The sequence below is a fragment of the Haemophilus parahaemolyticus genome (genome assembly GCF_002015035.1).
GTDB classification, from domain to species: Bacteria; Pseudomonadota; Gammaproteobacteria; order Enterobacterales; family Pasteurellaceae; genus Haemophilus_A; species Haemophilus_A parahaemolyticus.
In genome coordinates this window covers 17227-29587 of the sequence record NZ_MUXY01000015.1, presented here as the reverse complement: position 1 = coordinate 29587, position 12361 = coordinate 17227, and the positions used below count along the sequence as shown (strand labels likewise).

The following is a 12361-nucleotide window of genomic DNA, read 5'->3' as shown; positions in this document are numbered from 1 at the left end:
TTTGGGGTGCAGATCATTTATTGAGGGAAGATTTTTATAATAGTTTGTTTAATTGCTTAATAAACAAAAAATCTAAAACTAAAAAAGCATCTTCCAGCAATGCTAAAAGATGCTTTTGATAGTAAAAAATCAGGATAATTTCGGGCTAATTAAGCCCTAAACTTACCCCAGTTGCTGCCCCAAAGCCTCCACGAGAATCCGCAGAGCCTGAAAGACTAATCACAACATTTGGTTTAGGCGCGTATTTCACACCCACCGCAACCGCTGTTTCACCGCGATATGTACCTACACCTGCACCAATAGTAAAGGTTTTACCTTGAACTGGCGTAATTTGAGTCATCGCCATTGCACCTGCCACACCTGCTCGTACTTGACGACGGTCTTTATGGCTTTGTTGCTCAAGGTTGTCGATACGACGGCTATTTTGTGTAATCGCTTGACGATTCTCATTAATCGCTTGACGGTTCTCATTAATTGCTTGAGTATTACGAGTAATGCGTTCTGCTTGAGCTTGAACAATACGCGTGTTTTCGTTAATACGTGTAGTTTGAGCATTCACCACTTCAACAACCTGCCCCATACGTTGCGTGTTTTTCGCAATATTAGCTTTATTGGTGGTGATTTCAGCTTTATTACTTGCCACTTCTGCTTTCGTATCAGCCACTTGTTTTTGCACTGGTACTAATTGCTCTTTCACCACTCTTTCCACTTTTTGCTCGGTTGCATGAAGTTGTTTACCTGTCACCGCTTGAGTAGAGGTTGCACTGACTTCACCGTCTGCGAGATCGTTTAAGGTTGCATTGTTTACCGATACCGCAGATTTATCCGCATTGTATTGCACCGCACGTTGCTCAAGGGTTGTTACGCGGTTTGAAGCAGATTCGGCTTGAGATGCCGCGTTTTCGCTTGCGTTGCGCGCTTGAACACCAATCAATTCCGCTTGCTCTGCTTTTTTAGCCGTTTCTGCTAAAGAAGTTTGCACGGCATTGATTTGCGTGTCGTGTTTTTTCACTTGAACTTCCACTAAATCCACTTTTTGCACCGCTTGTTGTGAGGCTGATACGGCGTTGTCAGCTTTATCGTTCGCAGTATTCGCTGTTGTCACCGCTTGATGTGCATCAGCTATTGCTTTGGTTGCATCTCCCATTGCTTTATCTGCATTGGCTTTTGCTGTTGTTGCAAGATTGCTTGCACTTGTTGCTTGTGCTTGCGCTTGTTTTGCATTGCCGTCTGCGGTGGTTGCTAACTGGTTAGCCGTTGCTGCTTGCGTTAAAGCCTGCGTTGCACTTTCTGTTGCTTTAGTTGCGTTGACATTTGCTGCTGTCGCTTGAGCATCAGCATTTTGTGCAACAGTTAAAGCCTGTTGTGCTGTATTTGCAGATTGATCGCTTTTTTCTACCGCTTGTTGGCTTACCAATGTTGCTTGGTTAGCTGCGGTTTCCGCTTTTGTTGCGGTATCAACTGCGGTATTAGCTTGATTTAATGCTTGAGCTGATTGCATGTTAGCAAGGGTTGCTCGCTCAATAGCAGTATCGGCATTGGTTTTTGCCTCACTTGCAACTGTTTGTACATTAGTTGCGGTACGCTCTGCACTTTCTGCTTTGGTAATCGCTTGGTTTGCAAGTGCAGTATTATCTTGCACTGTTTTAACCGCACTTTGTGCTTGAGTCAATGCGCTATTCGCATTCACGTTTGCCGTATTTGCTGTATTTAATGCGGTTTGTGCATCTGCTTTTGCTTGTGAGGCATTGTTATTCGCTTGCTCTGCGGTTGCTTTTGCTTCGGTTGATTGCGTAACAGCGTTATCCGCTTTTCCTTGTACGGCTTGTACAGCTGTTTCAACGTTCGCAACACGCCCTGTTAAACCGTTAATCGCTTGCTCATTTGCATTCGTTTTTTCGGTTAAAGCGGTTTGATTTGCTGATACTTTTGCAATTTCCGCATTTGCAGTCACTAAACCAGTTTGTGCTTTCTCCGCTTTTTCTTTTGCCTCTTGAGCTAACTGCTCTGCATTGCCAGCGGTAATACTTGCTTGTAAAGCGGTAGTTGATGCGCGCGTTGCTGTGGCTTGCGCACGGTCGGCGGTTTGACCTGCGGTGGTTGTGCTACGAATAGCTGTTTCAGCTGTGGTTTTAGCTGCATTTGCAATGCTTTCTGCGTTGTTTGAGTTACGAACCGCTAAATTAGCTGTATTTTGAGCTGTATTTGCATTTTGCATAGCTAAATCACTACGTTGGCTTGCAGCATCAGCAGTATTTTTAACTGTTACAAATTCAGATTGAACATCATTAATTGTACTTAATGCGCTTGTCGCTGTATTTAATGCACGAGTTGCATTTGAGTTGGCTGATTGAGCCAATGCTTTTGCCTCACTGGCAGCATTAATCGCGTTCTGACTAACCTCTGCACTTGAGCCTGTATTTAATCGAGCTAACTCAAGAGCTTGTGTTGCTGTTTTTTGTGCTTCAACAACACTATTTTCAACTGATGTAACAGATTCTTTTACTTTTTCAACGTTTGTTTGAACGCCAATAACCGCCGTAGCAAGTTTATTAACTTCGCCATCTGTTAATTTTTGACCGTTAGTTAAATCTTGCACCGCTGATTTTAATGAGGTTTCAACATCATTTACACGATCAACCGCAGCTTGTGTTGCATCATTAACGCGAGTTACTGATTTATTTAACTCAGAAACAGAAGTATTTAATCCTTCAATATTTTTTTCGCTTTGACTTACACGCGCATTCGTTTCAGACAACTGTTTTCCATTCACCGCATCGGCACTATCTGCACCAATCACACCATCGGCTACACCTGTTACACGAACATTGGTACCTAAATTCACGGTGTCTTTTGCTGCGGTTGAATATGTTACCGCATTTAAGTTATCTACGCTGTTTTTTAAGCTGGAGACTGTTGCACCTAAGTTAGTCACATCATTTGCGGCTTTGTCCGCGTTCGCTTTTACTGCATCAATCGTATTCGCTTTAGTTAAGGCTTGATTTGCTGTTTGTTCAGCTGTTGTAACACGTCCGCCTAAAGTTGCTACATCACCTTTTACACCATCAAGATTTGATGAAAGTGACACAACCGCATTTTGGGCTTCATTTGCGGTAGATTGAGCAGTAGTTACACGGTTAGATAATTCAGTTACATTGCCATTAGTTTTTGCAACATCAGAAGTTAAGCCTGTTACTTTGCTTTCAATCGTTTCTACACGAGATAATGCACTGTTTACGTTTGCATTTGCCGCTTGAGCAGTTTGTTTTGCTTCACTTGCTAAAGCAACCGCTTCGGCGTTATTACCCACGCCTGTGATAGCTGTGCGTAATTCACCAATAGATGTTTCAAGCGTATTTGCTTTGTTTAATGCACTATCAGCCGTTGTTTTAGCTTGGCTTGCCTGTGTAGAAATAGCATCAACACGAGATGACACTTTACCAATTTCAGCTGTTAACGATTTTTGGTTATCACTTACAGTGTTAGTTAAACTGTTCACGTTACGAGTTACCGCAACCACATCACTTGATGCTTTCTGTGCAGTTGCACTTGCTGCATTAGCCGTCGTTTGTGCTTGACCTGCCACCGCTTTTGCATCAGTTGCATTTTGATTTGCTGTGTTAGCTGTGCTTAATGCTGTTGTTGCATTACGACTTGCTGATTGTGCAGTTGCATTGGCATTGGTTGCTAATTGATTTGCTGAATTAGCCGTAGTTTGTGCTTGACGAGCGGTTGATTGTGCGTTATCCGCTGTTGCTTTTGCGCTTTCGGCGGTATTTTTAGCAGAGGTCGCTGTATTTGTATTTGCTGTTACAGTTTGACCCATAGCACTAATTTGTGTATTTAATGCGTTCGCTGAATTTAACGCTTGTTCAGCCACTTTTTTTGTATTCACTGATTGAACCACACTTGTATAAAGCGTTTGTTCTAATTGTGAAATTTGACCGCCATTCACGGCTTGCTTTGAATTTGGCGCAATAAGACCATCTTCAACCAAAGTTGGCGCAGCAATTGCAGATGCAGAAATAGCACCAGCAAATACGATAGCCATCAAAGATGAAACGATGCCTTTAGATTTGCCTTTGGCTAGTTCGGAGGCAACTATTTGCTTGCCTGATTGGTTTTTAACCACTTTGTAGATTTTATTCATACTTTTTGACCTTTGATAAGAAAAAATACCGATTTATTTTTCAGCGTGTATTGACTGAAATGCGGTCTTTTATGCTAACATATGAATACTATATTCATCAAAAAGAAACGAAAAAATTTCCAAAAGATTTCATTGGTATTAACTAAAGAGGAAAACTCAAATGAAATATAAACTGCTTTTAACAGGTTTATTCGGTATTTCATCACTGGCTCAGGCGGTTGTAGTGGAAGGCTCTGGGACAGGGGAAACAGCAGAGATTGCCAAGCAAAATGCGATCAATAATGCTGTTAATACAACGGTAGGTGAATTTTTAGTAAGCAAAGAAACACTGAATGATGAAACGATTAGCCAGAAAGTATTAAGTTACTCAAATGTTTATGTCAGCAATGTTTCGACAATTTCTGAAGAACAAAAAGAAGGTTTATTCCATACCACAGTTTCAGTGGATTTAGACAGCGATAAACTCGTAGAAAAACTAAAAGCCAATGAGCCAAGTATGGAATTTAAAGTCGCCTCAACCGAAAAAGCAGAGAATGCGAAAACGGATAAACAATCTACACAAGCCGATGAGCCGAAAGAAGTCAGTTTTGAACAGTTGATTGATGATTTAATCATTAAGGCAGCAAGTGATAACACCATTGCCAAAATTGAACTCACTTCAACCACTTTGACAGAGGTGAAAGGTAAAAAAGGCAATAATGGTAATAAAATCTTTGAGTTGCCTTTTAAAGTAACCATTGATAAAGCATATTCAAAAAATATGCGAAAAATCTTTATGGCTTTAAAAGATGATGATGGAAAAAGTGTGTCGTTAACAAGCACTGATATTGCTACTGCAAAAGAACAAAGCCTTAATAAGGCTAATGTAAATGAAGAAAAACTAGCACTCTTAAAAAATAAATTAGATAAAGCGGGAAATGTTGGGCTTCGTGTTTTATTAGAAGATCGAGATGGTATTGAGCTTCAATCCCTTGAATTTTATCAGTCATCTAGCGATGGCAATGGTTATCAAATAGAAGCGAATAAAGCGAATGAATATTACCTGTACACAATCTATAGTATGATTTCAAAGAGAGGATTTAAACCAGAAGTTAGTGATAAAAACATTACATTTTATACAGGTGAATCAGAGGGAAAAATTTTCTTGAGCTTATCTAAGGACATTTTAGATGAACTTAACGATGGTGGAAAAGTTAAATTAACATTTGTTAAAAATTAAGGATTTTTTATGAAAAAAATGTTTTTTACATTAAGTGCATTAAGTCTAGTGGCTATCTCTCCATTTAGTTTGGCGACTGAACCCCAATCAACGAAAGTATTAAGCCAAGCGGAAGCCACACAAAAAGCAACCGATAGTATTACAGGTGTGGTGTATGAAACTGATGAAAATGGGCAATTTGTTCGTTTGCGTTCTACAGCTTCTGCTGAACTTGAAATTGGTGATGCAAAAGATATTCGTATTGCTACACAAAAAGCCACGATGCGTGCAAAAGGCAATATTACTAAATTCTTTAGTGAACAAGTAACGACAGAAGAAGTGTTAGATAATTTAGAAAAATCGAAAACTTCTAATGAGAATGGCGATAAAAAAGTGATCCGTGAAGCGGTGGAAAGCTATGCCGAAATGGTAAAAACACAAGCCAATGCCTTATTAAAAGGCGTTATTGTGACTAAAACGGATGTGAATAAAGCGGATAAAACCGTTACCGTTGAAGTCGGTTTAAGCCCACGAACACAAAAAGCTGCGGATGCTGCTAATGGTAAATCATTAGAGGAAAGATCAAATAATGAAAATGAAACAACAAAAATTAAAAACTACGATAATTTCTAGTTTTTTATGCTGTTCTTTTTCTCTCTTTGCAAAAGACTTGCCTGAAAAACAGGCAAGTCCTTTTGATATTCAAGTTTCATCTCAAGAAATCAAGATAAACCCAGCATTAGAAACCTTCCAAATTGATAAGAATGAATTAGAAGAGTTAGAAAAAATAGACAATCAAATGGTATTGAAACAACTTGAGCAACAAGATATTTCGCAAAAAAATAGGGAAAATCTGCCGCTTGTTCAAACAATATCAGATAATCATAATGAATATTATGTGATTGAAAGTGTTGTAAATAAATTAGGTAAACAATGTAATGCTAAAAAAGCCTATTTAAAAGCAAAAGCCTTTCTTCTTAAACATTTAAATCCTTCTGTAAATAAAATTCAAGCAAATATTAAGCATTTTCAGCTTAGTGAAGTGATTGAAAATCAAGATAACTGTGTTTTCTTATTTAAAATCAAGACTAGTGATGTGCATATTTTGTAATCTATTATTAGGTATTTAATAAAATGAAATCAAAATTATTCTATCTGTTAGCACTTTCTCTTCCAATAGGCTTAGTGGCAAAACCTTTTGAGGCAACAGGAAAAGGGGAAACCTTTGAAGAGGCTCGACATAATGCGGTTGCTAACGCTATTAAATTTAGTGTGGGCGAATATGTTGAAAGTGAAGAACTACTAAAAAACAATGACTTAAAACAACGTATTACTCTTTATTCAAACGCTTATATTAAACGCTCTAAAGTGCTTTCTCAGAAAAAAGAAGAAAATCAATATACAGTTAATGTAGAAGTGGATTTAGATAAGCAAGAAGTGGTTGGTGTACTAAAGACGATTAAAAGTAGCACCTCTACAATGAACAAAGCACTTAGCACAAAAATAGATAACCAGATTGACGCTTATCAATATAACGAAAAAATGTTAGAAGTGCTAGGTGATGTTATTGAAGAAGTTTTAATTACACCTATTTTATCTGGGAAAACAAATTTAACGGTTGAGCCAGAAGAGTTAGATTTCATTAAAATAACAGAAGATGGAAATCTACTTTTTAAATACCCTGTAAAATTTAGCATTAACAGAAATTACAACAAAGCTATTCAAGCTATTTTAAAAGAATTGCAAGGAAAAGGTGAACCTGTTCAAGTAAGTAGCTACCGATTATCCTCCATTGAAAAAGAAGTAGACTTATCTCCAATCAATATCAATAAAAAGAAACTAAATATTCTCTCTCAAAAATTAGAAGCTATTCAGAATATTGAAAACCCTATTACACTTTCTTTATTAGATAGTAATGGTAAAGAAATTAGAAAACTTTCCTATAGTACAAGCGGAGAACTTGGCGATAAAAATTTCATTATCGAAGATAATCAACAAAATTATTTAGAGCTGTTTAAACGAAGTTTATATCCTTCCGCTAAGAATAATCACATAAGATATTATACAGGGACGGTTAAACTTGATTTATTATTCATTTTCTCACAAGATGAATATAAATATTTCAAAGAAAACGGGAAAATCGTTATTCGTTAATTTTTAATGAGATTAATGACACAATAGTCATGTTTTTGCTCCTGATGATTTGTATTTCACAAGAAGTATTTATGGATCAGAACAAGATTTTGACCCAACTAAGCTAAAATTAGTTGACGATAAAGTACATTCTACATTCCTAAAAATTAAACACGATAAAAGTAGCAAAGCAACATTAAAATATAGCTTAGCGTGTAAAAATGGAAATTGCCTTATCTATGATTATGAAGATGAATTTGGAGACAGCTTTAAAACAGAGTCGGTTAGATATATAAAAGAATAATGAGGTATTTTTATGAAAAAATTTATTTTATTAACTCCAATTTTCTTTTTATTAGCTTCATGTGCAGAATTAACTTCATTAGCTAATAGCTTTTGTCCTCATACAATGCCAGATTATGAATTTTATGAAAAATTTAGTGAAACGGCAGATATAAATGTTGTGCTTCCAATTGCAGAGAAAAATCTTACAACTATCTATGAAAATGGCGTAAATGAACGTGTATTTTCTTTTTTGCCTCTTTTCGTAAATAAAAAGACATTTACATGGTATCAACCTGATGATAGTTATAACTTTAATAACAAAGTCTGGTATTTTAATGAAATTAAGAAAAATAAAGTTCAATGGATTAAATTATCGTTTAGCCATGTATTGAGTCTAACTAAATCGAATTTTTATAAAATATTTAATGTTAGCCCAAATGATGTAACCATAAATCAGTTGAAAAAACATTGTAATAGTTATCGAAGAGTAACACCATTATATAAATTAACAATGAAAAATGGCAAAAATCTCTATATTGTTGAAGATATGGGGAGTGGTTCTGCGGGTTCCTCCTCTAATCTGTTTATATTTAGAAAGTTACCGACTTGTGGTGAATTTGAACTTGGAAAAACCATAAATGAATATGGTAATGAATTTTTTAATCAATAAAGGATTGCTATGATTAGGTTAATACTGATGAAGTGACTTGCATCGGTATTACCTATGATTTATCAAAAAATCAATTTGCCACCTAATGTCGCTAAAACAGTAAATTCTTTATTTAATACTAGTTTTAACAACCAAAACATTGATATAGATGTAAAGACAAATAGGAAACCTCTAATTCAAGCATTATTACAAGCTAATTCAAAAGATGAAGCTAATCACATTAGAGATATATTGAAAGAGCAAGATAAAAGAAATCAACTTTCATATCATTTATTAAGTCTAGCGGGGATTTCCTTTCTCTTTTTTATTCCATTTTATATACCTAGAGATCAGATGTTTGAAGGCATACTTATTGGAATAATTATATTGGTTTCTGTAATAAAATATCAAATGTATCGATTGCAAAAGTTATATCATTGTGAATATTGTTTTACTACCAGTAAACTCTCAGATTACAAGAAAATAAATACTATTCATACAGGTTATTATGATCAATTTTCAGCAAATGGGCGTTATGTTGGTTCTGATAATTTTAATGAATATTACACAACGGATCATTATCAAACGACAACAAACTTTTATAATCGAATATCTAAGTATCCTTGTTTTGGATATGAACAAGTCATTAAAGTTCAGACATCATCTACTTTCAAGTTATAGCAAATTAATCTGTATTTTAATTAAGTGGGCAAAACGCCCACTATAAATTCTCTTTCTCATAATAATAAAGCCCCTTCACAATCTTCTGCAAAACAGTCAAAACCTCAATAACCTCTCCCGCCAAGCAATTTACCTTAATCTCGCAGCCATATCTTTCCAGTTCTTTACTAAAAGTGTCCGATTTATTGGCTTTCAAATAACGTTTTTCATAAAAATTACAAATAAGATGAATAACTCTAAAAATAACGTTAGACGTTCTTTTTCCTTCAACAGGGTGATTAATAGGAAACTTAATATAAAAAGAAGCTAAGAAAGGATCTTCACTGTTTCTGATAAAATGAACATAGTTTTCATATGAAAAAACCATAAGCCCATTTGCTGAAGCAAGCACATCACGATTATTTAACATATCATACATATCTTTAATTCGATACTCTTCAAGGCTTTCTAAAATATAGATTTTATATTTTTCTTTTATGCCTAAAGATTCTAATTTATTACGTATTTCAGCCCACTTTTCATAATAATCCCATTCGAATGCCATCATTTTCTCCTATTTATTTTGGCTAGAAGCAAGCAATAAAAAATCCTCTTCTAGAGACTTTTATCAACAAAAAATAACTAGAAGAGGACTTAATTTCCGTTTATTTAATGTACTCAGAAAATTATAGAGTGTCAATATATTGACATTACAAAAATTTTTAAAGCCATAATAGAATACTATAAGTAGCAAAATGATAAATAATCCAAAAAGATGAAATTATATCTTGCTTAAATGCTAGCGAAACTCTTAAATGCTACGCAGAGTATGTAGTTTATTATTGACGTCTTTTATAAAGTCATCAATATGAATACAGAAGAACGCAAAATGTTATTAAAACAGCTCGGTTTGTCGATCAAATTAGCAAGAGTGCGAAAAGAGCTTTCGCAAGAAGAGTTGGCTGAATTGGCAGGTTTACACCGTACTTATATAGGTATGGTAGAACGTGCTGAGCGTAATATCACGGTTATCAATCTAGTTCAGATAGCGAAAGCCTTAGATATTTCGTTAGATAAGCTATTTGATAACTCATTATAAGCCATAAAGCCAATCTATCAGAAGATTGGCTTTTGTTTTTTAAAGATTTGTTTTTAAGCGGGTTTAATATGCTTTTAGCATCTTTTTCTTAATATTGCCGAATAGTTCGTGGAGAATAATCATATTTAATAGATAATTATTGCTGTGTTTGTTTCCCAACGGAATAATCTAACCAAATTTTGTACGCCTTTTCTTCTATTGGAGATGCTCTTACTAAACGTACCGCTAAAACCTAGGCTTTGACAGGTTTGATTAGGCTAATAAAAAAGCCTCAAACCGTTGTGGCTCAAGGCTTTGGGGTTCTCTTTGACCCGCTTAGGTATCGAATTTGGTGGAGATAATCGGGATCGAACCGACGACCTCTTGAATGCCATTCAAGCGCTCTCCCAACTGAGCTATATCCCCGTAATTTTCAGAAATAATAAATTCCACCATAAATTCTGTCAAGCATAATTCTTCAAATTATGCTTGTTTTTAATGTAGTCGATCGCTTTTTGTACACGCATAAGCGTACGTTCACGGCCAACTAATTTTGCGGTAATGTCCATTGAAGGTGATTGACCTGAACCTGTTACCGCTAAACGGAATGGCATCCCCACCTTGCCCATACCGATTTCTAATTCAGCGGCGGTTTGGTTCATTGCATCGTGAATGGCTTCTACTGTCCAGTCTATTAAAGCGGTTAATTTTTCCAATAGTTTTGCAAGTGGTGCAGTGGCTTCTGGCTTGAAGTTTTTTGCGACAGCTTTTTCATCGTAAGCTTCAAACTCTTCATAGAAATAACGACTTGCAGCAGCTAATTCTTTTAAGGTTTTTGCACGTTCACTTAATACAGGAATAATTTCCGTTAACTCAGGACCATTTGCCGCGTTGATGCCTTGATCTGCCATATGCCATTCAAGGTATTTTGCAACGTATTCCGCAGGTAAGCTACGCATATAGTGTTGGTTTAACCATTGTAATTTTTCGGTGTTGAATGCACTTGCCGATTTGCTGACTGAGTGAATGTCAAATAATTCAATCATCTCTTCACGGGTGAAGATCTCTTGGTCGCCATGTCCCCAGCCTAAACGCACGAGGTAGTTAATTAGGGCTTCTGGTAAGTAGCCGTCATCACGGTATTGCATTACGCTTACTGCACCGTGGCGTTTTGAGAGTTTTTGACCATCGTCACCGTTAATCATTGAAACGTGTGCATAGGTCGGGATGGGCGCACCTAATGCCTTTAAGATATTGATTTGGCGAGGGGTGTTGTTGATGTGGTCTTCACCACGCACAACGTGGGTGATACCCATATCCCAGTCGTCCACCACCACACAGAAGTTATAAGTTGGTGAACCATCGGTTCGGCGAATAATTAAATCATCTAATTCGCTATTGCTAATTTCAATGCGACCACGTACAGCATCATCAAATACCACTGAGCCTTCGGTCGGATTTTTGAAGCGCACAACGTGTGGCTCATCAACGGAATGGCTATGATCATGCAAACAATGACGGTCATAACGTGGTTTTTCTTTGTTTTGTTCTTGCGAGTGGCGAAGTTCTTCTAAACGTTCTTTGGTGCAGTAGCAGCGGTATGCTAAACCTTGTTCGATCATTTGGTCAATCACTTGGTTATAGCGGTCGAACCGTTTGGTTTGGAAGTAAGGACCGTGTTCCCAAGTAAGATTGAGCCATTCCATGCTTTCAATGATAGCTTGAGTGGTTTCAGGAGTTGAGCGTTCTAAATCGGTATCTTCAATGCGTAATACAAATTCGCCGTTGAAATGTTTGGCATATAACCAAGAATAAAGTGCCGTACGTGCACCACCAACGTGTAAATAACCAGTTGGACTAGGAGCAAAACGGGTGCGAACTTTTACGTTTGGATCTAAAGGGAAAAGGGTTTCAATGTTCATTCTAATTGCCTGTTTATGGTAAATTTAGGAAAAGATTTATCTATTTTACTATTGTTAAGAGATGGGTTAAAGGCAAATAATCTTAAAAATGCCAATTTGGCATAAAAAATCGGCAAATAAATCATAAAAAGAGAAAATCCGTTTGACGGGCGATGAAAAATCCCTATAATGCACAACACAACAACGGGCGATTAGCTCAGTTGGGAGAGCACCTCCCTTACAAGGAGGGGGTCACTGGTTCGAGACCGGTATCGCCCACCACTTCAACTTCAATTTGAAGTTCGTT

General features: G+C 36.6%; 10 protein-coding genes and 2 tRNA genes. 8 read left to right on the top strand and 4 right to left on the bottom strand.

Features of this window, described 5'->3' with window-relative positions; genetic code table 11:
* Window positions 1–145 precede the first annotated feature (145 nt).
* A complete protein-coding gene (locus B0185_RS10370; protein ID WP_005705192.1) occupies window positions 146–4150 on the bottom strand; it encodes a YadA-like family protein in 4005 nt (1334 codons plus the stop codon).
* A gap of 160 nt (window positions 4151–4310) precedes the next feature.
* Between B0185_RS10370 and B0185_RS08565 the strand changes: the two genes are divergently transcribed.
* The 6 genes from B0185_RS08565 to B0185_RS08540 all read left to right on the top strand — a co-directional run bounded on the left by B0185_RS08565 (window position 4311) and on the right by B0185_RS08540 (window position 9096).
* On the top strand, window positions 4311–5369 hold the full coding sequence (locus B0185_RS08565) for a hypothetical protein (RefSeq protein WP_005705191.1): 1059 nt from the start codon (window positions 4311–4313) through the stop codon (window positions 5367–5369).
* Window positions 5370–5378: 9 nt separating this feature from the next.
* The gene (locus B0185_RS08560) at window positions 5379–5981 is read left to right on the top strand and encodes a hypothetical protein (RefSeq protein ID WP_005705196.1); all 603 of its coding nucleotides are present in this window, start codon (window positions 5379–5381) and stop codon (window positions 5979–5981) included.
* A complete protein-coding gene (locus B0185_RS08555) occupies window positions 5938–6459 on the top strand; it encodes a hypothetical protein (RefSeq protein WP_005705197.1) in 522 nt (173 codons plus the stop codon). Before B0185_RS08560 ends, B0185_RS08555 begins: the two co-directional genes overlap by 44 nt.
* A gap of 23 nt (window positions 6460–6482) precedes the next feature.
* A complete protein-coding gene (locus B0185_RS08550; protein WP_005705195.1) occupies window positions 6483–7502 on the top strand; it encodes a hypothetical protein in 1020 nt (339 codons plus the stop codon).
* 295 nt (window positions 7503–7797) lie between these two features.
* Window positions 7798–8436 carry a hypothetical protein gene (locus tag B0185_RS08545; protein ID WP_005705199.1) on the top strand — a complete coding sequence of 213 codons (639 nt, stop codon included), beginning with the start codon at window positions 7798–7800 and terminating at the stop codon, window positions 8434–8436.
* Window positions 8437–8490: 54 nt separating this feature from the next.
* The gene (locus B0185_RS08540) at window positions 8491–9096 is read left to right on the top strand and encodes a hypothetical protein (RefSeq protein WP_005705193.1); all 606 of its coding nucleotides are present in this window, start codon (window positions 8491–8493) and stop codon (window positions 9094–9096) included.
* Between the two features lie 40 nt (window positions 9097–9136).
* On the opposite strand, the gene B0185_RS08535 is transcribed toward B0185_RS08540, so the two are convergent.
* Entirely contained in the window at window positions 9137–9643 is a 507-nt protein-coding gene (locus B0185_RS08535; protein WP_232610037.1) for a hypothetical protein, read from the bottom strand.
* A gap of 300 nt (window positions 9644–9943) precedes the next feature.
* Between B0185_RS08535 and B0185_RS08530 the strand changes: the two genes are divergently transcribed.
* The gene (locus B0185_RS08530) at window positions 9944–10174 is read left to right on the top strand and encodes a helix-turn-helix domain-containing protein (protein ID WP_005705198.1); all 231 of its coding nucleotides are present in this window, start codon (window positions 9944–9946) and stop codon (window positions 10172–10174) included.
* Between the two features lie 329 nt (window positions 10175–10503).
* Here the strand turns inward: B0185_RS08530 and B0185_RS08525 are convergent.
* Both B0185_RS08525 and gltX read right to left on the bottom strand, forming a co-directional pair.
* Window positions 10504–10579: transfer RNA gene (locus tag B0185_RS08525), tRNA-Ala, on the bottom strand.
* Window positions 10580–10617: 38 nt separating this feature from the next.
* The gene (gltX, locus tag B0185_RS08520) at window positions 10618–12075 is read right to left on the bottom strand and encodes a glutamate--tRNA ligase (protein WP_005705190.1); all 1458 of its coding nucleotides are present in this window, start codon (window positions 12073–12075) and stop codon (window positions 10618–10620) included.
* Window positions 12076–12260: 185 nt separating this feature from the next.
* On the opposite strand from gltX, the gene B0185_RS08515 reads away from it, so the two are divergent.
* Window positions 12261–12336 (top strand) — tRNA-Val (locus tag B0185_RS08515).
* Window positions 12337–12361 lie beyond the last annotated feature (25 nt).

Excerpts from the sequence above, each read along its gene's own strand:
- B0185_RS08545 (WP_005705199.1), top strand. The coding sequence starts at position 7,798 with ATGAAAAAATTTATTTTATTAACTCCAATTTTCTTTTTATTAGCTTCA.
- gltX (WP_005705190.1), bottom strand. The coding sequence starts at position 12,075 with ATGAACATTGAAACCCTTTTCCCTTTAGATCCAAACGTAAAAGTTCGC.
- B0185_RS10370 (WP_005705192.1), bottom strand. The coding sequence starts at position 4,150 with ATGAATAAAATCTACAAAGTGGTTAAAAACCAATCAGGCAAGCAAATA.
- B0185_RS08560 (WP_005705196.1), top strand. The coding sequence starts at position 5,379 with ATGAAAAAAATGTTTTTTACATTAAGTGCATTAAGTCTAGTGGCTATC.
- B0185_RS08555 (WP_005705197.1), top strand. The coding sequence starts at position 5,938 with ATGAAAATGAAACAACAAAAATTAAAAACTACGATAATTTCTAGTTTT.
- B0185_RS08540 (WP_005705193.1), top strand. The coding sequence starts at position 8,491 with ATGATTTATCAAAAAATCAATTTGCCACCTAATGTCGCTAAAACAGTA.
- B0185_RS08550 (WP_005705195.1), top strand. The coding sequence starts at position 6,483 with ATGAAATCAAAATTATTCTATCTGTTAGCACTTTCTCTTCCAATAGGC.
- B0185_RS08530 (WP_005705198.1), top strand. The coding sequence starts at position 9,944 with ATGAATACAGAAGAACGCAAAATGTTATTAAAACAGCTCGGTTTGTCG.
- B0185_RS08565 (WP_005705191.1), top strand. The coding sequence starts at position 4,311 with ATGAAATATAAACTGCTTTTAACAGGTTTATTCGGTATTTCATCACTG.
- B0185_RS08535 (WP_232610037.1), bottom strand. The coding sequence starts at position 9,643 with ATGATGGCATTCGAATGGGATTATTATGAAAAGTGGGCTGAAATACGT.